Genomic DNA, 22,710 nt, shown 5'->3' on the forward strand with positions numbered 1-22,710 from the left:
CTTCGAGGGCAGAAAGGAGCCCGATTCATGAAATACACGCTTTCGGTCCTGGTCGAAAACCAACCCGGCGTCCTCTCAAAAGTCGCCGGCCTTTTCGCCCGCCGCGGCTTCAATATCGACAGCCTCGCCGTCGGTGTGACGGAGAACCCCGCCATATCGCGCATAACCATTGTGGTCAACGGCGATGAGTACATCGTTGAACAGGTGGAAAAGCAGCTCAATAAGGTGATTCCCGTCATCAAAGTTAAGGTATTAGAGGCGGACCGCTTTATCAGCTGTGAACTTTCCCTCATCAAGGTGAGCTGCAACATGAAGCAGCGCGCGGAGATTATGAAAATAGCCGAGCTGATGCAGGCAAAAATCGTCGATGTCTCCACCACCAGCCTGACTTTGCAGCTGGCCGACAACGCCGAGCACACCGAAACACTCATCAGCCTGCTGCACCCCTTCGGCATCAAGGAGATTTGCCGCACCGGTACGGTCGCCATTGAAAAGGGCCCCGCCGTTACCCGGCAGAAGCAATAGCCTTGCCGGGGCTTCAGCCTGTAGACCCAACTCCCCACCGGAGTTTAGTTGATATATTCTGCCGGAATCGGCAAGGAGGAAAAGAAAATGCCAAAAATCTATTACAACGCGGACTGTGACATCAATGTCTTGAAGGGAAAAACCGTCGCCATCATTGGCTACGGCAGCCAGGGCCACGCCCATGCGCTGAACCTGCATGACAGCGGCGTCAATGTAGTTGTCGGCCTTTATGAAGGCAGCAAGAGCGCCGAGCGCGCCAAGAAAGCCGGCCTGACCGTTATGAGTGTGCCGGAGGCCACCAGGGCTGCCGACATCATCATGGTCCTGATCCCGGACGAGCGCCAGGCGGACATGTATAAAAAGGATATTGAACCGAACCTGACCGAGGGCAAGGCCCTTGCGTTTGCGCACGGCTTTAACATCCATTTCGGCCAGATTGTACCGCCGAAGAACATCGATGTGTTTATGATTGCCCCGAAGGCCCCGGGCCACACCGTCCGCAGCGAATATGTCGAGGGCAAGGGCACCCCGGCCCTGATTGCGGTTTACCAGGATGTGTCCGGCCACTGCCTCGATATTGGCCTGGCTTATGGCGCCGGCATCGGCGCGGCCCGCGCGGCGCTGATGGAAACTACCTTTAAAATTGAAACGGAAACCGACCTCTTCGGCGAGCAGGCCGTCCTCTGCGGCGGTGTCACCGCCCTGATGACCGCCGGCTTTGAAACGCTGGTGGAAGCGGGCTATGCGCCGGAGAACGCATACTTTGAGTGCATCCATGAGATGAAGCTGATTGTCGACCTGATTTATACCGGCGGCTTCAAGATGATGCGCTACTCCATCTCCGACACTGCCGAGTTCGGCGACTACGAGACCGGCAAGCGCATCGTTACCGAAGAGACCAAGAAGGAGATGAAGAAGATCCTTCAGGAAATCCAGGACGGCACCTTTGCCAGCAAGTGGATTGCCGAAAACAAGAACGGCCGCGCACACTTCAACGCCTGCCGCCGTATTGCCGCCTCTCATCAGCTGGAGGAAGTCGGCGCCGAGCTGCGTAAAATGTACGCTTGGAACGACGACAAGTACGCCGACTGATTTTTTACATCCTTTGTTTTAAAAGGACAGGGCGCCTTCCTCTTTTTCCCAGCAGGGCGAGAGGGGGCGCCTCTTTCTTTTATTTTTTTCCTAAGCTTTTTCAGCTCCCGTTACTATAGAGTTGAGCAGATTAATCAGGAAGGCGGCAGGATAATGGATATTCACGCGCTGTATACGGAAATCACCAGTACCTATGCGGAAAAAATACTCAACTGGGCAGTCCGCAAAACCGGCTGCCGCGCAGATGGCGAGGACCTGGCGCAGGAGGTGCTGCTGCAGGTATTTTTGGCGCTTCGCGGGCAGCAGCTCCGTTCCCCCGAGCATTTCGTCTGGAAGGTTGCCCACCATGTGTGGTGCAACCGTCTGCGGGCACTGAAAAGCTGCAGGACCTGCGAGCTGCCGGAGGTACTGCCCGATGGAACGGACTTCACCCATGATTTAGCCGAGGCCGAGGCCCTTCAGGACAGCCTGGCCCGGATGCGCCGCGGGCTGGCGGACCTGAGCCGCACACAGCGTGAAATGATGATCCTACACTATCTTGACGGCCTGTCCGTCCGTGAAGTGGCAGAGCGGCTCGGTACCACCGCCTCCGCCGTCACGTGGCACCTGTTTGACGCTCGCAAGCAAGTAAGGGAGGAATTAACCATGTATAACGACACATCCGCTGTTTACAGGCCTGGACGGCTGACCATCGGCTGCTCCGGCGAAGCCCCCGCCTACCCCGACACCCAAAAGGTAAGCGACAGCCTGCTGCGCCAAAATCTTTGCCTGCTTTGTCACTCCGGCGGCAAGACACTGGATGAGCTTGCCGCTGCCACCGGCGTTCCAAAGCCCTTTCTTGAGTACGACCTGGACTGGCTGACCAAGCATGAATTTCTCTGCTTAAGCGGCAGCCGCTATTACACCTCGTTCATCATTCTCAATCAGCAATATTTTGCCAACCGCCTTGAGGTTTACAGCAGCGCCCAGAAAGATTTTCTCGACGTTATCCTCGGCGGCCTCTGGGCACAGGAGGATAACATCCGCAGTCTCGGGTTTTATGGCTCGGATTTCCCTGCTGAGCGCCTGTATTGGTCCATCCTGATGCTGTTCACCAGCTATTGCAGCCGCAACAGCAGCCTTCTGCTCCGGCTCAAAAGCCAGGATCTCTGTGAAATCCGGCCGGACGGCGGCAAATACTTCATCATGGCGGCCGATGCCTCAACTCCCCTTTCACAGCTGGAGCCCAGGGGCTGGAACGACTTTTACGGCATCTGCTCCGATTTCTGCGAATCCGGCGGCAAATATGAAAGCTACTATTGGCTGGGCGTTCATTGCTTTGCCGCACCGGAGAACCGCCCTGAAATTGTCTCCGCTGCCGCTGGGAGCCGGGCGCTTCTGCACCAGGCATACTGCGCGGCCTCTAAACCCGGGTTCAGCCCCGAATCTCTTCCCCCCGAGGCACAGGAAAAGCTCGCGGCAGCTGTTGAGTCCGGCCTTCTCGGCAGCCCCGAGAACGGCTACCGGCCCGGCTTTGTCATTATGACCCCGGGACAGCTTGCGCGCCTTCAAAACGAGGTATTTGCCCCGCTGCTGGAAAAAATCACCCCGCAGCTTCACCGCCTCAGCGAGCGCTTTTTCAAGCTGCACCGGCGTGATTTTCCCAGAGCTGGCGAGGGAAATATTACCCACCATGTATATCTGGACCTGTGGAGCTTTGGAATTTATGCCATGCGGTCCGCCGTAAATACAGGCAGCCTGGCGCTGCCTGAGACGCCTGCGCAGGGTGTGCCGCTGACGTTGGTTCTGATTGAACAGCAGGCCTGACCACGGTTTAGCACACCCCACCGGCATGCAGAAGCGGCCTTCTCTGAATCAACAGAGAAGGCCGCTTTTCAATGAGGTATACACGGCTGCGAGCTCCTTGTTGACAGGGCTCCAAACGCCGGTTTTCTTTATTTCAGGGTTACCAGATCATAATCCGCGCTGCCCAGACCAATTTTCACGGCATGCTCAATGCCGGAGCGCCAATTTGTCACCGGGAAGGTGTTGGTGAAGTGATCATGATGGCAGTCGCCATGCTCTGCCAGCTCCTCTGCCAGCTTGCTGCCCGCCTGTACCGGCTGGGCGTTGCAGGCATCCGCGCAGGCCAGGTCCAACGCCACGGGGTCCACCGAGGCAAACATGCCCACATCCGGGATGATTGGCAAGTCGTTTTCCGCATGACAATCGCAATACGGCGAGACGTCCATGACAATGTTGATGTGCAGCTGGGGGCGTCCGTCAACCACCGCCTTGGCATATTCGGCTATTTTGCAGTTCAGTTCGTCGTTGGCGCTGTTATTGGCGTTATAAATCGCGTCAAAGTTACAGGCGCCCAAGCAGCGGCCGCAGCCGACACAGCGGTTATGGTCAATAGAGGCCTTTCGGTCTTCCCCATAGCTGATGGCGCCGTGCGCGCAGTTTTTAGAACAGACCCGGCAGCCCACGCATTTTTCCCGGTCCACATCCGGCTTGCCGCTGCAGTGCTGCTCCATCTTACCGGCACGGGAGCCACAGCCCATGCCCAGGTTCTTCAGCGCGCCGCCGAAGCCCGTCGCCTCATGGCCCTTAAAATGGTTGAGCGAGATGACAACATCGGCATCCATAACGGCACGGCCGATTTTGGCCTCCTTCACATATTCGCCGCCGTCAACCGGCACCAGCGCCTCGTCCGTACCCTTGAGGCCGTCCGCAATGATGACCGGGCAGCCGCAGCTCAGCGGCGTAAAGCCGTTTTCCCATGCGGCATAAAGGTGATCCAGCGCGTTTTTCCGCCGCCCCACATAGAGGGTGTTGCAGTCGGTGAGGAAGGGCTTACCACCCTGTTCCTTCACCAGATCCGCCACGGCCTTGGCAAAATTCGGCCGCAGGAATGAAAGGTTCCCGGGCTCGCCGAAATGAATCTTGATCGCGACAAATTTTTCCTTCATGTCAATTTCGCCGGCCCCGGCGGCACGCATAAGCTTTTGCAGCTTAACCAGCAAATTGGTGCCGGGCTTGGCCCGCATATCGCAAAAATATACCTTCGATTTTTCCACAAGAAAACTTCCCTTCCTATTTTCTATCTTTAATTGTAAGAGATTGATAAACGCTTGTCAAGAAATGTTCGTCCCGGCTAACCGCCCGCACGGCGCCCGTTCCGGCTATGCCGCGCCATCACCTCAGCAGGTACTGGTACACAGCCTGCGCCACGCCGTCCTCCCGGTTGGAGGCCACCACCCGGTCGGCCCGGGCCCGGAGCTGCGGCTGCGCGTTGCCCATGGCAAAGCACAGCCCGGCGGAGCAGAACATCGGCAGGTCGTTCTCCGCATCGCCAATACAGGCAATCTCCTTGCGCGCAATGCCCAAATGGCGGCCCAGCGCACAAAGCGCCGATCCCTTCGAAGCATCCCGGGAAAAAACCTCCACATAGATGCGGTCAAACGCATAGAAGCAATCCGCGGCTTCGCGCTCCAGCAGCGCCTCCAGCCGCCGCCGGGCCGCGGCAGTAAAAAAGTAGGGCTGAAGCTCCTCAACATCATGGGCCTGCGCCCGCAGCGCCTGCTCCATATTGCTTACACATATGCCCGCCCGGGCGTCCGTCCGGTAGGCTGCCCGGCCCATCAGGTACAGCCCCCTGCCCTGAACCAGGTACTCCCCGTTCACATGGGCAGTCAGCCCCAGGCGCAGGCCGGAGAAGGCCCTCAGCAGCTCCAGGGCGCGCTCGCGCGGAATCAGGGCTTGAAAAAGCGTCTCGCCGGTTTTTATGTCTGTCACACGCGCCCCGTTGGAGGAGATAACATAGCGAAAAAACGGATTGCCCGCAAGCTGTGCCCGCAGCTGATGCGGCAGGCAGGAGAGGCTGCGCCCTGTCGCAGGCGCAACGGTAATGCCCGCGGCGGCTGCGGCGGCAAGCGCGCGCATGTTTTCGCCCGATATACAGTTCCTATGGTTTAGGCAGGTCCCGTCCATGTCCACGGCAAATAATTTTATTGCCATCCTCTTTATTCCTCCTTTCTCCGCCGCGGGCCAAAGCGCTCCTCCTGCCGCCTTGATTTTGCGCTCCGGCCGCTTTTCCTCTGTTTTTATTTTAGCACAAGCGCCGCCTTTTTACAGCAGAAAATTTCTGAGCGCCCGCCGCCCAAGCAAAGGGCTATGCCGTGTTTGCCGTATAAACCGGCAGGAGCCGCGGGGTGTTTCCCCGCGGCTCCTGCTCAAGGGCAGCCTTGCATGCTAAGCTCTATAGCCGCCGCTTATCCCTTATGCTTCTGATTTTTCCTTTTTTCTGCGGTACAGGCCGGCAGCCAGTAATCCGCCGCCGGAGCACAGCGCCAGCAGCAATACCGGCAGCAGGTTCATGGGCTCTCCGGTTGCGGTAGAGCTGCGGTCAATTTGGTCAATCCGCACGGTTGCGGTGGCCTCCTGGCCCGCTCCGGTCACCAGCCGGAAGGTATAAACCCCATTTTCCGTCACCGTATAGGTCGTCGCTCCATCCGGCAGCCTGCTCTCCGCGCCGCCGTCCTTGGAGACATACAGCGCCATGCCGGAGGCATATTCCCCGCCGGGAATCAGCGTCAGCACTACATCCTGGCCGGTTGCCGCGCCCGGAATGCCGTCAATAGACAGGCTGGGCTGCTCGCTCTCCTTTTGAACCCGGACCGTCACCGGCTCGGATTCATTACCGGCGGCGTCCACCGCAACAATGACGACGTCGTAGCTGCCATCCGGCAGGCCGTCGATGCGGAAGGAGGCCTCCGTTGAGACGTTCTCCTCGCCGTTCACGGTATAGCGGACCTCCTTGAGCTGCGCCAATTCATCCCCGGCCTCGACCGTGATGGCGGCATCCGCGTCGAGCGTCCACGCTCCATCGCTGTCATACGCAACCGTCAGCGTGGGCGCGGTGGCGTCCACCACTATGCCGCCGCTGCTCAGGTAGGTCTCGTTGCCGCTTTGGTCCGTTATCCGCGCATAGACCACATAGGCGCCGTCGGGCTCCAGCGTGAACGAGTCGCCCGCCTGCCATTCATCCGAAGCCTTCAGCGCTTCAAGCGTTTGCTGGCTATTGGCGGTCAGGTACTCGATCTTTGCCACGCCGCTGCCCTGATCCGCCGCGGCAACCGCCACCGCCGCCGGTTCCTTAAAGAACGTGTCGAATGTGATTTCCTCTTCCAGCTCCGTCCAGCTGTGCCCGCCGGCGGTAATGCTTCCCGTTGGCGCGGTGTCGTCCAGCTGTACCCGGATTGTCTCCGTCGCCGCCGTGTTGCCGGCGTAATCCACCGCGTTGATGACAACATCATAGTCGCCCTCCGGCAGATTTGTAATCGAGAACGCCGTGTCCTCCGCCGTATAGCTCTTTCCGTCGATGGTGTAGGCGATCTCCTTCACCCCAGAGAGGTTGTCGGTAACCTTTACGTCGATCTTTGCGTCCTTGGTCAGCGCCCACTTCCCGGCCTGATGGTATTCCGCGTCAATGACCGGGGCCTTATCGTCCACGACTATGCCGCCGCTGCTCAGGTAGGTCGCGTTGCCGCTTTGATCCGTTATCCTCGCGTAGACCACATAGGCCTGGTTGGGCTTCAGCGTGAACGAATCGCCCGCCTGCCATTCATCCGAAGCCTTCAGCGCTTCAAGCGTTTGCTGGCTATTGGCGGTCAGGTACTCGATCTTTGCCACACCGCTGCCTTGATCCGCCGCGGCAACCGTCACCGCCGCCGGTTCCTTAAAGAATGTGTCGAACGTGATTTCCTGTTCCAGCTCCGTCCAGCTGTGCCCGCCGGCGGTAATGCTTCCCGTTGGCGCGGTGTCGTCCAGCTGTACCTGGATTGTCTTTGCCGCCGCTGTGTTGCCGGCATGGTCCACCGCGTTGATGACGACATCGTAGTCGCCCTCCGGCAGATTTGTGATCGAGAACGCCGTGTCCTCCGTTGTATAGCGCTCTCCGTCGATGGTGTAGGCGATCTCCTTCACCTCGGAGAGGTTGTCGGTAACTTCTACGTTGATCTTTGCGTCCTTGGTCAGCGCCCACTTCCCGGCCTGATTATAAACTACGTCGATGACCGGGGCCTTATCGTCTACAATCACGCCGTCGCTGCTCAAGTAGAACACATTACCGGCATAATCCGTCACACGCGTGTAGACCACATAGGCGCCGTCGGGCTCCAGCGTGAACGAACCGCCCGCCTGCCACTTATCCGAAGCCTTCAGCGCTTCAAGCGTTTGCTGGCTATTGGCAACCAGGTACTCGGTCTTTGCCACGCCGCTAAGCGCGTCGGTTGCCTGAATTTTAACCTCGGTCGTGTCCTTGAAGAACAGCCCGAAGGTGATGGTATTCAGGAACTCGCGCCAGCTGCTGCCTGCAATGGTGATGCTGCCGCCCGGCAGCGTTGTGTCCACAGAGAGGGTCAGCGGCTCATGCAGGAAGGTGGTTTCCACCCATTCGCCGTCCACCTGCTTGCGCAGCTTGAAGTTGACGGACTGTTCTTTCCCCTCGCGGATGGTCATGGAATCGGCCCAGCTGGTGCCGTTCCAGATCTCCTCATAGCCGTTTGCCGGGCGAATGACCACATTTGTGTTGTACCAATCGCCGCTCCGGTTCCCTTCTACCACGTAGCCTTCCTCTTCAAGGACGTTCTCCGACCAGCCCGCGTAGAGCGTGCGCGCGCCCGTTACCGGGTTTTTAAAGTCATAGCCTGTTTCACACGCTTCCTCAGTGTACCAGCCGGTAAACGTGTAGCCGGGCCGCTTGGGCTCCGCGGGCTTAGCCGCCTGCTCACTATAGCCGATCTGCTGTGTCTGCGGCATGCCGCTTACGGCATCCTCCGTATTCGGGTCAAACTGAACGTCAAACAGGGGGTAGGTCTCGAACTGTGCGCTTGTTGCCAGGCTTTCGGGAATGTTGCCGGAGGCCGCCATCTTTATTTCAAACAAATAGCTCGTGCCCGGCTCCAGCCCGGTAAACTCCGGGGATTCGCTCCACTCCGTCCAGGTGTCGGCCGCCACGTCCAGCGCCCGGCGGTACTGTGCGCCCGGTACGGCTTTCAGGGTAATTGCACGGGAGGTTTTGCTTTCAAGCTCCGGCTTGGCCGGTTCGTCAAAGGCCGTAACAAAAGAGCCCTGCCGGATGAACCCGGTATCACCCACAATATTGTCCGCCACAATTTGGTAAACATATTCTGTCGCGGGCTCCAGGTTTGTGAAGGAGGCCGTTATATTTTTGGCGCTTTCCGCATCGTTGTACTCCGCAATCATGCGCCAGTCATTTCCGCTGGCTTCCTTCAGCATCAGCCTTGCGCGCTTGAAATAGTCGTCCTTTTCATATTGGACGGAGCCGGTAAACCTCGCGCTGTTTTTCGTGACCTCACTGACCGCCATGCTGATTTGCGGCGGCGGCAGCTGGTCGTCAATCAACACGTTGTCACTGTAGGCAACGCTTGCATTGCTGGCCTTATCGGTTGCCGTTACGGTGATGACGCCCTCGTACGATTTGGTAATCATCCCGGAATAGCTCGTTGTGTCGCCTACCCGCGTGAGCGTATAGCTGTCGCCGGCGCTCGTCGTGGCGATGACGGTGTCGATGCCGCTGGTCACGTCCGATGCCTTCACGGTAATCTCTACCTGGCGGTTGGTCGCCGTACCGAACGAACGCATAAACGCACGGAAGACATTATCCTCCTCCAGCGGGATGTCAGTTTCCTTCAGCGTCACCTCGCCATTCAGCGTCGGGCTCTTGCGGTCCAGCTTCAGCGCGACCGATTTGGCCTCAACGGCGGCGCCCTGTTCGTTGACAGCCTTTGCCATCAGGGTGTAGGTTCCGTCCCTGCTGGGCAGATCCACCTCCACATACTCGCCTTCAGCCGTGGTCCAATTCGCGCTGCCGTCGAGTGAATACCAGATTTCCTTTACGTCGAAATTCTCCAGCTCTTCGGCGGAAATTTTAATTTTTGCCGCTGGGTCCGTGGTGTTGACCCAGCCGTTCGGGTTGGTTTCGGGCAGGGAAATCAACACATTTCCGGCCGTCTTCTGGTTGTTCTGAACCTTGAGCGTGTAGCTCTTTGCGGCCGCGCCCTCACCGGACGGCTGTACCTTCACCACGGCCTGGTTTTGTTTGCCGGTAGCCTCGCCGTTGACCGATGTGTACTGCAGCGGCATGGTTGCGGTTGCAGTGCCAATGCCCGTGCCGATCAGCTGACCGTAGGCGTCGTAGATTTCGACCGTGGCCGTTTGGCTGGCGGCAGCGGCGGTAATATTGGTGGAGGTCGCGTTTTCCACCGTATCCTCATAGTTGAGCGTGTCGTTCTTGAAATTCAGCATCATACCGCTGGCGGAGAGCGCGCTCAGGTCCGCGTCCATCTCATCCGCTGTCGCGGTAAACATTACAACCTCAATATCCTTGCCCAGCTGGCTGAAGGCCACGTTGCGGGTAATCTTTTCCTCCGAGCCGAAATCCATCAGCGTCTCCTTGCTGTCCGCCAGGTATTTGCTCTCAATAATTTCGCCGTTCTCGTCCAGCAGGTTAACGACGGCATTCCAGGAATTGCTCTCCTGCATCTTCAGGTTGGAGAGGGTAACAGCCGCCTCCGTGGTTTTGCCGTTGGTCAGCTCGAACTGCTTATCAATCTCAACGCCCGCGCGGTCCTTTTGCAGGCTGTAGAGCTGTTGCAGCTCCGTGTTGTTCCCCTCGTCATACTCGGTCACCTGTTTCCCGTCTTTTTCAATCCACACCTTGACGTAGACCGGTATGCCCGACTCCGGGATCTCCTCATAGCCCTTCTCCTCGATATACTCCTTAATGTTAAACGAGACCTGCTTGGTGTAGGTACCCGCGTCAATCAGGGAGATGTCCTCTTCGGAATCCAGCGTTATGGTGTCCAGGCCCGGCAGGCTCTCGGTGTATTCGCCGTCGGCGAAGAAGCCAAGCTTCACGGACTGGCCGGAGCCCGCCAGCTCAACCTCGGAGCCGTTATAGAGCGTTACCATAAACTCGCGCAGGCCGTCCTCTTCCTTGTTGAGCTCAATCTTAGAGATGCCGACATCCGGAATGGTCAGGCGGATGGTCCCCTGCTTGCTCTGTTTCGTCCCGTCGGAATAGGTGACCTCAACGGTATAATCCGGGTCAACCACCTTGTCATCCGGCACCTGGTAATCGACCGGCAGATCCAGGCTGCCGTTGGGCAGCAGGTGGATCTGATCGGCTCCGAAGACCACCGGGTCCCCGCCGCCCACGGTAATTTTGACCTGCTTAATCAGCTGAATGCCGTTGTTGACAACGGTGAACTGCACCGGCAGCGGCAGGCCCTTGAGCATGCTGCCTAGGTCTGCATCCACCGCCTCAATGTCAAACGCATCCTCGTAGGTTTCCGTTGCGGTGTACATGCCGCTGACAGAGGCCGGCAGAAGCAACGGCTCATACTTCCCGGTTTCCGGGTTATAGACCTCCTCGTCGGTCTCCTCCAGGCCGGTGTACTGGGAGCCAAGGATCATGGCCTTAATCTGATTATCCCCGCTTGCGTAGGCGCTGAAGGCATCGATGATGGCGCCCTCCTCCATCTCCGCCACGTCAATGACCGCGCTGGTATGAATCTGCCCGCCGTCCTCGACAAAGCGAATGGCCTTGAGCACGCCGGTGCCCGCCTTATCTTGGTCGCCAGAGGCGTCCGTGGTGGCCCACACCAGGGAGAGGTTGCTCAGCGCCGGGTCGGTGGAGCGGACAAAGCGGAAATTGGCAGCAACCGCGACATTCCTGCCGCCGGTGGCCTCGCTGAGGCTGTCGGCCAGGTTGACCTCGCCGGTCGTGATGTTGCCGTCGCTGTCAACCGATGCCAGGCGAATGTCGCTTTCCGTCCTCTGGCCGCCCTCTTCATCCTCTATGGTGGTAACATTGTGCCAGCCGAGGATGAACTGCTCTTCTCCGCCGAGCATCGCGGTGGTGATCTGCGGGTTTTCATCCAGGCTTGAGTCGCTTGTCAGCTGCTGGTTTTTGACGACATTGCCCTCCGTGTCAACCACGACATAGACAATCTCGTAATTGTTCACGCTGCTGACGGCATCCGCGGCGCTCTTGTCGAGCGTATAGGTCACCGCGGCGGTGCCGTCCTCCAGCATAGCGGCCTGAATGGCCATGACGCTGCCGGAGGTGCCGTTATACAGCGTATCCGGATCGCTCCAGGTTTTCGTTCTGCGGTCATAGCGCTGGAACATGATTTTATCCGACTGTCCGAAGTCGGTCACATTGCTCTGGTCCTCCACATAAACGCTGCGCCAGGCCACAAAGACCGAGTCATCATTGACGGCGACCACCGGCGCAACGTCCGGAGTCGCGTTATCCGTCAGGCGTTTCGTCGTCCACCGCCCGTTCTCGTACAGGCCGAACATGATCTCCGCGCTGTTGGCCATCAGGGCCTGTTCCGCGGCCGTCAGATCGTCGCCGGCGTCCTTGCCGACCAGCTCCGTCCGCTGCTGCACCCACACCGCGGCCGCGCCATTGGCATCGCCCGCCACATGCAGGTCGGAGTCGCCGTAGCCCTCCACGTCAACCGGGATTGCCTGTTTGTCCGTGTAGGAGAAGCCGTTATGCAAGCCCCAGCTGGCCACGGTCTTGGTTACATCTGTGCTGCCGCTGTCGGAGAGGTAAACGAACAGCTTGCCGTCCTCCGTCAGCTCGGGGTTTGCGGTGGGGTACGCGTTGGTTTGCAGCGATTTGGGCGCGCCGTTTTCAGGGTCCAGGGAATAGGGCGTGATGCCGCCGCTGTTCCAGCTCCGCTCATAGCGGCTGAGGTAATCGCGGTCCTCCAGCACAGCGGTGTTGGAGACCTCATTGACCGCCGGGTGGGCCTGGATGTAGGCGGAAATCGCCTGCGCCGCATTGCTTTCGTCCAGCTTGCCGCCGGTCGTCTTTTCCCAATAATCGTAGATCTTATCCCAATTATTGTACACCCAGGTCTTGGTGTAGGTGTACGAGGTCAATATTTTTTCATATTTGATGAAGAGGAACTTTGCGTAGAAGCGAATGCCCGTGCGGCCGGTCAGGGTCAGGCTTTGGCCGTTGAGCTTCCGCTCGCTGGCGTCCTTCAGGTACTCGCGGTTGAGCCAGGTATTCTGGTTGTCGAGCGCGATTTCGCCGAACACGCCGATCTTAAAGGCAATGACCGAGTAGTCAAAGCCCAGGCCGCCGAAGGCGTTGATATAGGCGTACAGGCGCAGCGTGGTGAGGTAATCGGTGACATACTCGTCGTCCACCGAGTCGTCCCACTCCTGCAGCACACCGTCGTACATCCGCTCCTCATAAAGGGCCTTTACATTGAAGTTGACGGCAATAGCCGCGCCGAGGCCCAGCTCCGCCGTGACGGGAATGGGGCCGACCGAGGCGTTGAACACCCACTGGTAGCCCATGCCGCCGCCCACGGTAAAGCCGCCGGAGTGGACAATGCTCTCCCATTTTCCTTCCTCGTAATTATAAACGACCTGGCCCTCATAATAGCCGGACAGCTCATAATAGAGGCTGCTGTCGCCGCCCTTTTTGCTGGCGGCGTTTTTCTTCAGCTCATCCAGCTGGTTCTGCTTATACTCGCCCTTGATTATGGCAAGCTTTTCACCCATGGTCGGCTTCAGCTTGGCATCCTCTTTTCTTGAGGTGCTCATGTACAGACTATCCTCCATGTTGCCCCCGCCCGCCTTAATGAGCACATTAAATACGGTGGGGTCCTGTGTGGCGGCAATCTGCAGGGTGAAGTAATCGCTCTCAAAGCTAACAGCCTCCAGCGCGCTGAGGCCCAAGCCAATAAACGCATCGCCCGTGGACATGGAGCCGCCGTCGACCGTCATCATGTCCTTCAGCATGGTGGTAATGGACAGCGTGCCGCCGTTTTTATCTATAACGCTGGTGGTGCCAATCATATTGATCACGCGGAAGGGAACCGAAACCGTCTTGTACAGCGTGCTTTCGTCCGTGTTCAGCTTGTAGCGGATGCCGCGGCTGTACTCTTTTTCCATCCACATGGTGTTTTCATTCAGCGCCTGGCTGTGCTTGGTCACCATCATGGTGCCGAAGGGGTATTTAAAGGTCTGGTACGTCTGGCCGGAGGGCACCGCGTCAAATTCATCCACCAGCTGCACCGATGCCGCCGAGAGGTCCGCCTCGTCCATGCCCCACCACAGCACCGTGGTGTCGATCACCACTTTAGGGAAGTCGGTGCTGGGGCCGATCTTTTTGCTGTATTTGCGGATATCCACCTCGTTGGCGCCCTGGTAGTCGTCACGGCTGATCTGCCGGGCGATGAAGGGCTCCTTCTTGCCGCCGGCATCCTCCAGGGCGACCGACAGCTCCGCGGACTGCACCAGGTCCTCCTTGGTCAGGTTGCCCTCCTGCGCCAGCAGCAGCGGGCGGTAATCGCCGTCATTGAGGATGACCTCATAGATGAATTGCAGCTTGTCGGAGCTGCGCAGCTCCGCGTTGGGCTCGTCGACGCCCTCGATCCAGAAGGTGGACACATCCATCTGAATATCGAGCTTGCCGTCGGACCCGATTGTCACGGTTTTGCCCTCGCCGGAAATTTCGGAGGGCGCGCAGTACTCGCCGTTTTTATACACGCCGCCGCGGTAGGTCAGGCTGCCCTCATAGGGGGTGCCGTCCGGCTTTTTCAGGTAAAACACCACATGGGCCGGCTCGCGCAGGCGGATGTTATTAACCGGGTAAAGCCCCATTTGGGAGCTGTCCTGCTCGCCAGAGGCCAGAGTGCTCTGGGTAAAAGTACCCATATAGGTCTTTCCCTGGTAAACCGACTTGAGCTGCACGTCGCTGACGATGCCGTTTTCCTCGTAAAGGGCCAGCGCGCCGTCGTCATTGGTCGATACGGTCAGCTGGTCGCCGTCGCCATTGGTGTAGGTCAGCTCTGTTTTGGTTTTTGGGGAAGCCTGGAAAATATACAGCTGGTCCTTCAGCGTCTCCACCTGGACATTGACCGTTGAGGTCATGCCCGTTTTGGCGTGGGTCGCCTTGATGGTGGCGGAGCCGTCGCTCAGCCCGGAGAGGATGAATTCCTCGGACGGGCGGTAGGTGGTGTAGCTGTAATTTGTAATGTTGTCGTAAATACCGCCGGACTGGTAGTTGATGCTGGCCACTTCGTTCTCGGTAGACAGCCAGCTTATCTTGTCGGTAACCTGCGCCCAGGCGTAATCGCCGTAGTTGATGCTGATGGTTCTGCCCAGCGTGATGTTGCGGTTCAGCGCCAGGATCTCAGCACTGGACATGCCGCTGATGTTCTGCACATTACTTAGCAGCAGGTCGTCCGTCTTTTCGCCGTTCACCAGAATATCCAGCGCCTCGCGGTTGTACACGTAGAAGGCCACCGAGTCGTAGGACCAAGTGGAGTCGTTTTTATTTTTCGCCTTGAGGTTTACGGTGTACACGTCGGACAGCGTACCGGGGCTGACCTTTTGGAGCGGGATTGCATAGCTGCCGTTATAGGAGGCATCCTCCTCGCCCGGCTCCATGCCGGAGGTAAACTCGCCTTTTTCCTTATCATAGGTGATGACGCTCTCATCGATCAGCGTGTCGTTGCGGGTAACCTTAAACTCGAACTCGCCTTCGTTCAGGCTGTCGAAATGGCTCAGCAGCCAGCTGACCTGCAGGGAGCCGGCATCGTCGAGCAAATAGGTGTTTTCCGGCTTATTCAGCTCCACCACAGCCGCCGGAGAATTGACCAGAATATAGGCCGTCGCCGTCAGAATGGAGCTGTTGAGCGGATGCTTAACCTGCACCGTCACCGTGTAGCTGGGAACGTTGCCCTTGGAAATTTGCGGAATATCCGCCGCCGGAATGGCAAAGCTGGTGACGTTGCGCAGGTTGTTCTCCGCGCTGTTGCGGTAGGTTTTTACCGGCTGGGCACTGCTGAGCGCCTGGGCGTCCAGCTCGCCCTCGTAGAGCTTCACCGTAAAGTCCGTGTCCACCGGCGGGACAATGTCGGTGCTGTTCTTATAAATAATATTGGTTGACCAGCGCACCTCCGCGGGGCTGCCCTGGGTGGTGACAATGGTGTTAATATCCTCCGGAATGACCAGCGACGGGTCGCCGCCCGGGCTGACGGTAAACTCCCGGCTGGTGACAGAAACATTCTGCTTCTCGTCCTTGCCGCCGTTCGTCGCCGTCAGGCGGAAGGTCACCTTGCCCGGCGACTGGGGAAGGATCTTCCCATCCTCGCTGATTTTGGCAACCGCCTCATTGTCGCTGCTCCAGACAAAGGTGGGGTAGGTTGCCTGCCCGTTGTACTCAAAGCTCAGCTGCGTGGTGGTGTTTGCCGTCAGGTAGACGACCCCCTCCAGGCCGGACGGCCACTCGCTTGGGTTTTTAATGGTAATCTCGTCCTCTTTGGCGAACACCACCGGCTCCACCACGAAATCGGCGTAGGAGCCAATCAGGCACTGGAGGTTATCGGGGTTATCGTCATTGGCAAAATTGATGTAGAGCTCCGCGCGCAGATTGTGTTCCTTGCCGTCCACATACGTCTCCAGCGGGAAGTCGCCGCTCATGGTCTTGCCGTCGCCCGCCATGGTCAGGTCGATCATGGTCTTGCCGCCGTCGATGGAGGCCTTCAGGGCGCGGCCCTCGGGCTCGCCCTGCTCCAGCCACTTGGAGAAATCCGTGTTCAGCTGCACCGTCACCTTGCCGCCGGTGGAGCCCGCCTCATAGACGGTCTTGTCAACGCTGACGCCGGAAACAGACTTATACTTGTTCTCCGTGCTCAGGGTTACGCCGGGCAGTGTGGTAGAGGTTTTGTAGTCTTCTACACCGTTCCAGCTATGATCGGACAGCTCGCGAAAGCCGCTGACGCCCGTCACCGTAAGGGTGGGGGAGTCCTGGTCCTGCACCGTGTAGAGGAAGGTGTGCTGGCGGCTGCACGTATCGTCGGAGGAAAGGCAGGACAAATCCGAGCGGCCGGAGATGCTCATCTTGGCCTCCTCTTTGTAGACCGGCTCGCTGAAGGTCACCGTCACCGGCACCACCTCGCCCGGCGCATAGGTCCCCGCCGGCGCGCTGACGCCGGTGACCTTGGCCTTGACCTCGTCGATAAAGAAAGCGCGGGTCCAGGCATACCATTGGTTGTCCACATAGGTATCAATGGCGCCGTAGCTCAGCGAGTCGCCGGATAGCACCTTATCCTTATTGGCCTTAATATCGTAAATGATGGTGGAGTGGTAGTGTGCATCCTTATCGACCAGCTTCATTCCTATCAAATCATAGTCTTCTTGCTTGTTCGATTCGGCAACCAACCTACTGGGATCATGGGTCGTGTTGATGCCGGGGATATAAAGCCTGGCGGTTGTAGCATCGCCACCATAGGTTCTGCCGATTGCCGTAATAAATTTGTCGATCAGACCCTCGCGGACATACTCGCGGAAGTCCTGCTCGGTACCGTAGATATCCTGAACATAATTAAATTTAATGGAAAACTCACGGTCTACTGAATCGGCCGGGCGTTCCCACTCGGGAATAGGCATGCCGGTCCACACTTCATTATCGCTATCTAAGCCGAACCAGCAATCTGGTGTATTGGACAGCTCCACAATCTGACTGCTTGTAAAGCGAGATGTATAGGTGTAGTTGCCCTGAATGTTGACCTGCATGTGCATAACGGTCTTGTTACCGCTGAACCGCACGTTTTTGGGGTTGCTGCACTGAATAATAAAGGGGCGGTCGCCCTCCCAGCGGTCGGTGGCGTAATCGGCGGCGCTCACATTATTTTGGCCCTTGCGGTTGTTCACCTTATAGGTTTCAACCGTCACCTCTGCTTCCGTTTTGCCGGCGGCAAAGGTGACGGTGCCGGAGGCCTTTTTATAATGCTTGCCGGCTGTCGCCGCGCCGTCCACCGTCTTATAATCAAACGAGACCTCGTAGGGCAGCGCCTTGGACAGGGTGAAGACAAAGGTGGCCTTGCCCCCCTGCTCCACCGAGACGAGCGTCTGGTTCACGCTGACCTGCGCCAGCTGGCTCTTGTAGCCAAGCTCAACCGCAGCGGCGTCCTTTTCCTCGCTGTCGTTCATCCGCAGCGTCATGCCCGAGGTGGTCAGCTGCCGCACCAGCGACTGCATGGCGTTCTGGTGCTCCTTCGTCATGGTGACGCTGTTGGAAAAGTAGGTCGACTGAATCCGCTGGAGCTCTGCTTCAATCTCCAGCAGGGTTTTCAGGTCCTGGAGCGTTGCCTCCTGCCCGTCCACCTTACAGGTGCGGGTAAGGTCCGTTCCCGGCGCTTCAACCAGCGCCTTGACCTCGCTGGCAGACAGCATCGCGCCGTCTACCTCCACCTCATAGGTGCGGAGGTTCCCGTCCTCGTCCAGCAGGCCCATGTCCCGCATATTTTGCAGCAGGGCTTCCGCCTCTTCCTCACCGTACAGGCCGGTCAGGTAAGACAAAAGCTGCTCGTTCTTTTCCGTGCTCTGCGCGGGGGCGGAGCTGCCCGCCACCGCCGAAACCGGCTGGCCCAGTAAAAAGGTAAGGGCCAGCAGCAATGCAAAAAACTTGCATAAAAAGCCGCTTCGTTTTATCATGTTGTTCCTCCTCATCAAGACAGGTTCGACATCCCCCGCAGCCGGCCTTCTGTGTAAAAGGCCCGGCACGCAGGCCGGAAAACCGGCTCAGGGTAATTCATCTATTGTTCAGAATAGCGTAAATCCCTTTTTTTGAAAAGGTGGTTTACCCACTTGGGAAAAATCCTGCCTACTTGGGAATTCTCCGCCCGATGCCAGCCCGCAGAAAACGGAGGCAAGGCAAGGGCCGGCAGCCTCAATATTGAGGCTGCCGGCCCTTGACGTTTCTATAGCCGTCCGTTATAAGGCCGCTTCACCGGCCGATCGGTCCTTGACGGGCCGCTGCAAAAGGGCAGTGCTTATGCTGAAGGAGTCCTCTGTGTACTCGATGCACAGGCGGCTGTCGTAGCGGCGGGCGATGCTCTCCATGGTCCGCATGCCGTAATTATGGTTTTCCCGGTCCGCCTTGGTCGTCAGGCAGATATTGCGCTGCTGGTTGTAATAGACAGGCGTGGCCTTGGTGTTTTCCACACCCACATAGAGGTAGCGGCCGCGCATATGGATCCGCACCCTGATCCGCCGGAGGGCGTCCGGCGGCATCTGCTCGCATGCTTCGCGGGCGTTGTCGAGCATGTTGACCAGCAGGTTGCACAGGTCGCTGTCCGCGATCCCGATTTTCTCGGGCACGGCGGCCTCGGCCTCCACGCGGATGCCCTCCTCCTGCGCCTCGCCCAGGCAGGAGGACAGCACCGCATTGACGACCGGATGCGCGGCATACTGAAGCGGCGCGACCGCATGAATATCCGCCGTCAGCCCCTTCAGGTATTCCGCCAGGCGCTGCTGCTCGCCCTCCTGCTGCAAATGCTCCAGCACCGAGAGGTGATGCAGCATATTGTGCCGCCACTCCCGCAGCGTGCCGGCGCTTTGCTGCATGCGGCGGAGATTGTCATAGGCCAGCTGGCTTTTCAGGGCCAGCGCGGAGAGATCGGCCCGTTTCCGCACCTCCTTAACCATAAACTCTGTTAAGGCGGCCGCAATGCTGGGTACCACCAGCACCCAGCGCAGAACCGTTACCGGGTACCTGGGCGTGACCAGCTGGAATACGCCGGCCAGGCGCTCGGCGACCGACTGAATATAGCCGGGCCAGTAAAGGGGCGAAAACAGAGTAAACAGCAGGTACGCCCCCAGCAGCACGCCGGCTGTTTTGCAGAACGGCCCGAAAAAGCTGGACCCGCGGCGCCATTCCAGAACCGCGAACACCAGCCCCGCCAGCAGGGCCAGCAGGTGCCCCCACTCGGGCAGATCGATCAAAACCAAATAAAAATCGCCATAGGGAACCAGCAGGCCCATCTGCGTCAGCACGCTCAGCAAGAGCAGCACCAGCTGCACCCCTACCACAATGAGCATCGCCAGCCGGAAGGGCCGGGAAAAACGCAGGCCCAGAAAAACAAGCAGGGCGCTGACCGACAGCTGCACCAGCGTGCCCGAGGCATCAAAGGGCAGCGCGCCGAAATAGTGGTAGGAGAACGGCGCCGTCAGCAGGATCTCCGCCATCCAAAACAGCAGGAACAGGGCCAAAAACACCAGCCCAAAGCTCCACTCTCCATGCATGGCCTGAAAAATAAACATCGCCAGCAGCACAACGGCAACCGCCACATAGAGCATGGCCATGTAGGCCGTCTGCGTCGTCTGTGAAATTGACAGGCTTTCATAGGCCTTAGCGCTGTACAGCACCGTCTCGCAGGGAAACACCTGCTGGTCGTAGCCCGGCTTTTCCCCCGGGGAAACCGGCTGCGCAACCGTCAGTGTTTTGCCGAGGTAATCCTGCGGCAGCGTAATCAATACCGGGGCATCGCGCTGCTCCGTCTTCATGGAGAGGGAGAGGTCCCCAATCCTGCTGCCCGTCCCGGGGTCATCCGTATAAATAAGCTCCCCGTCTAAAAACACGCTTACGCTGGAGTTGCTGGGCTTCAGCTCCAAAAGCGCATCGGCCAGGTCCTCCGCCAGCACACGGGAGCGGTAGTAAACCGCCGTGCCCTCCGGCACCTCATAAAGGCCGCCGGTAGGCTCCAGCGGGGTGACGGCATCGCCGCTGGCAATGTAGACGCTCCAGCCCTTTTGGTCGCCGTCCGTAATGGTAAGGTCGACCGTCCCGGCGCTGTCCGGCTGTATATAGGTTAAAAAAACCGGTGCAAAGCCCGCGCAAACCAACAGGGTAATCAGCAGCGCCAGCAATCCTTTTTTCATAAAATCCATCCTCTCGGGTAAATTCAGCCCATTTTCTAAGTTCTTAAAAAGCGGATATACTGGTCTATTGAAGCCGCATACCGCTGTTTGCTGACGGGAACGCACTCGCCGTTATCCAGCCGCGCCTCGTAGCGGACAATTTCCGTTACATGAACCAAATTGACCATATAGCTGTAGTGGCAGCGGCAAAAATTCTTGCCCGCCAGCTCGTGCTCCAGCGTGCGCAACGAGCCGTTCCACCACTCCACGCGGTCCTTCAGGTGCAGCGCTACCTTATGCTGGGCCGACTCCATGTAATAAAGCTCTGCCAATACGACCGGCATCTCCTTGTCCGCGGCCGGCAGAAAAACCTTGCCCGGCCGGTAATTGTGCTGAAAATCGTAGCGCAGCACCCCGGCAAGCTTTTCCTTCTCCACGGGTTTAAGCAGGTATTGCAGCGGGTGGGTTTCAAAGCTGTCGAACACATAGTCTCGAAAGGCCGTAATATAAACCAGGCGGCAGCCCGCCCCATATTGCAGCAGCGCTCTGCCCACATCCAGCCCGTTCATCTCCTGAATCTGCACATCCAGCAGCACAAGCTGGCAGGCGTCCGGTTCCTGCCGCAGCCGTTCAAGCAGCGCCTGCGGCGCCGTGTACACCTCCAGGGCAAAATCCCTGCCCTCCACCAGGCCGTCCTCCGTTAAAATCTCACGTGTAAGCGCCTCATTTCGCTGAGCCAAAAGCGGCTCGTCATCACAGATTGCTATGCGGTACACATCCGATGCTTTCGTTTCCATACAAAATAACCTTCTCGCTCTCAATCGTTAATTTATCTGAATATAAATTATTTTTTACTACACTTATTATCAATCCAATTTTTATTTATAAACGGGTGTTTTATTTAAACTGAAGATAAAAAAATTCCTCCAATTCCTTTACAGGTCCTTGGAGGAAATTAATAAAATGTGTACGTATTACCAAAGAGCTTCGCAAAGAGCTTCGCTCCTTGGCAATGGCGGCTGCCGGCTCACGGGCCGTACCCACGGGCCGCCATACGAGGCCGCCATACGGGGCCGTATCTGTGGGGGCGGGAGATCCGGCGGCTTATTTTTAGCATAATATAAATTTACACAAAAAGCAACTGCCAGTATCTGGGCAAAAGGGGCCCCTGATAGCCGTGATCTCCCCGGCGGCGGCACGAAAAAAAGGAAAACGGCCCCTTTTTCTTTAGTAAAAGGCCGTTTTAAAAAATATTGAAAATTTCCCGTCCGCACCACCGGCGGGGCATACCGCTTGCTACAGCGTGCGCCCAAGCGCCTGCGCCACCGCGCCGGCACGCTGTACCAGGCGGCCGTAATCGGGGATTGTCAGCTGCTGCGCCGCATCGCTCATGGCGACCTTGGGGTTGGGGTGCACCTCTATAATCAGCCCGTCCGCACCGGCGGCGATACCCGCCAGCGCCAACGGCTCCACATAACGCGCCTTTCCTGCCGCGTGGGAGGGGTCAATCAGCACCGGCAGGCTGCTGCGCTCGCGCACCACGGGCACTGCCGATACATCCAGTGTGTTCCGGGTCGCGGTCTCGAAGGTACGGATTCCCCGCTCGCACAGCACCACATTATAATTGCCCTCGCTCATAATATATTCCGCCGCGTCGAGCCACTCCTCTACAGTGGAGGCGATTCCCCGCTTTAATAAAACCGGAATGCCGGACTTGCCGATTTCGCGCAGGAGGCGGAAATTCTGCATGTTGCGGGCGCCTACCTGAAGCATGTCGCAGTATTTGCCCGCCAGGTCAATCTGATCATGCGAGACCACCTCGCTGATGACCTTGAGGCCCGTGGCATCCGCCGCGCGTCGCAGCAGGCGGTAGCCCTCGTCCTCCATACCCTGAAAGGCATAAGGCGAGGTGCGCGGCTTATAGGCGCCGCCGCGCAGAAACCCCGCGCCCGCTGCCCGGACGCCCTGCGCGGCCTCCAGCACCTGTTCCTCGCTCTCCACCGCGCAGGGCCCCGCCATCATGCACAGCTTTTTCCCGCCGATGACCTCGCCGCCCACCGTGACGGTGCGCCCCTCCGGGCACATCTCATGGCTTGCCAGCTTATAGGAGTGCATGATGGGCACACATTTTTCCACGCCATCCATCAGCTCCAGGTTCAGGCCCTCCAGCTTCGTCTTGTCGCCCAAAACGCCAATCACCGTCGTCTGCGCGCCGGTGGAAAGGTTCGCCCCCATTCCGCAGCGCTCCAACACGGCGATGACGGCATCTATCTCCTGCCGGTTGCAGGATTTTTTCATTACGATAACCATTGATAAGCCCCCTAAGCTTTTACTTTAATTACTTTATGC

The 22,710-nt window shown here is 58.3% G+C and carries 9 protein-coding genes; 3 read left to right on the plus strand and 6 right to left on the minus strand.

Annotation, left to right across the window (positions count from 1 at the left end):
* Positions 1-27: 27 nt before the first annotated feature.
* From ilvN to DPQ25_RS08490, 3 genes are all read left to right on the plus strand, one after another.
* A complete protein-coding gene (gene ilvN, locus DPQ25_RS08480) occupies positions 28-525 on the plus strand; it encodes an acetolactate synthase small subunit (protein ID WP_112332735.1) in 498 nt (165 codons plus the stop codon).
* An 87-nt stretch (positions 526-612) separates the two neighbouring features.
* Entirely contained in the window at positions 613-1,617 is a 1,005-nt protein-coding gene (gene ilvC / locus DPQ25_RS08485) for a ketol-acid reductoisomerase (RefSeq protein ID WP_112332761.1), read from the plus strand.
* A gap of 153 nt (positions 1,618-1,770) precedes the next feature.
* Entirely contained in the window at positions 1,771-3,423 is a 1,653-nt protein-coding gene (locus tag DPQ25_RS08490) for an RNA polymerase sigma factor (protein WP_112332736.1), read from the plus strand.
* Positions 3,424-3,551: 128 nt separating this feature from the next.
* Here DPQ25_RS08490 and DPQ25_RS08495 read toward each other — a convergent pair whose 3' ends face one another.
* The 6 genes from DPQ25_RS08495 to aroF all read right to left on the minus strand — a co-directional run bounded on the left by DPQ25_RS08495 (position 3,552) and on the right by aroF (position 22,671).
* Entirely contained in the window at positions 3,552-4,676 is a 1,125-nt protein-coding gene (locus DPQ25_RS08495; RefSeq protein ID WP_112332737.1) for a DUF362 domain-containing protein, read from the minus strand.
* A 118-nt stretch (positions 4,677-4,794) separates the two neighbouring features.
* Entirely contained in the window at positions 4,795-5,616 is an 822-nt protein-coding gene (locus tag DPQ25_RS08500) for an HAD family hydrolase (RefSeq protein ID WP_112332738.1), read from the minus strand.
* Positions 5,617-5,877: 261 nt separating this feature from the next.
* Positions 5,878-18,156, minus strand: coding sequence for an OmpL47-type beta-barrel domain-containing protein (locus DPQ25_RS08510; protein ID WP_177576959.1), 12,279 nt, complete (start codon positions 18,154-18,156; stop codon positions 5,878-5,880).
* A 279-nt stretch (positions 18,157-18,435) separates the two neighbouring features.
* Positions 18,436-20,382 (minus strand): sensor histidine kinase, encoded by a 1,947-nt coding sequence (locus tag DPQ25_RS08515; protein ID WP_112332741.1) that lies wholly within the window; start codon positions 20,380-20,382, stop codon positions 18,436-18,438.
* 35 nt (positions 20,383-20,417) lie between these two features.
* Positions 20,418-21,158 carry a LytR/AlgR family response regulator transcription factor gene (locus DPQ25_RS08520; protein ID WP_112332742.1) on the minus strand — a complete coding sequence of 247 codons (741 nt, stop codon included), beginning with the start codon at positions 21,156-21,158 and terminating at the stop codon, positions 20,418-20,420.
* Between the two features lie 499 nt (positions 21,159-21,657).
* Positions 21,658-22,671 (minus strand): 3-deoxy-7-phosphoheptulonate synthase, encoded by a 1,014-nt coding sequence (aroF, locus tag DPQ25_RS08525; protein WP_112332743.1) that lies wholly within the window; start codon positions 22,669-22,671, stop codon positions 21,658-21,660.
* Positions 22,672-22,710 lie beyond the last annotated feature (39 nt).

It is taken from the genome of Hydrogeniiclostridium mannosilyticum, assembly GCF_003268275.1.
Lineage (GTDB): Bacteria > Bacillota > Clostridia > Oscillospirales > Acutalibacteraceae > Hydrogeniiclostridium > Hydrogeniiclostridium mannosilyticum.

Bases quoted from the DNA above. Each gene is read 5' to 3' on its own strand.
- aroF (WP_112332743.1), bottom strand. From the start codon at position 22,671: ATGGTTATCGTAATGAAAAAATCCTGCAACCGGCAGGAGATAGATGCC.
- DPQ25_RS08520 (WP_112332742.1), bottom strand. From the start codon at position 21,158: ATGGAAACGAAAGCATCGGATGTGTACCGCATAGCAATCTGTGATGAC.
- DPQ25_RS08510 (WP_177576959.1), bottom strand. From the start codon at position 18,156: ATGATAAAACGAAGCGGCTTTTTATGCAAGTTTTTTGCATTGCTGCTG.
- DPQ25_RS08500 (WP_112332738.1), bottom strand. From the start codon at position 5,616: ATGGCAATAAAATTATTTGCCGTGGACATGGACGGGACCTGCCTAAAC.
- ilvC (WP_112332761.1), top strand. From the start codon at position 613: ATGCCAAAAATCTATTACAACGCGGACTGTGACATCAATGTCTTGAAG.
- DPQ25_RS08515 (WP_112332741.1), bottom strand. From the start codon at position 20,382: ATGAAAAAAGGATTGCTGGCGCTGCTGATTACCCTGTTGGTTTGCGCG.
- DPQ25_RS08490 (WP_112332736.1), top strand. From the start codon at position 1,771: ATGGATATTCACGCGCTGTATACGGAAATCACCAGTACCTATGCGGAA.
- ilvN (WP_112332735.1), top strand. From the start codon at position 28: ATGAAATACACGCTTTCGGTCCTGGTCGAAAACCAACCCGGCGTCCTC.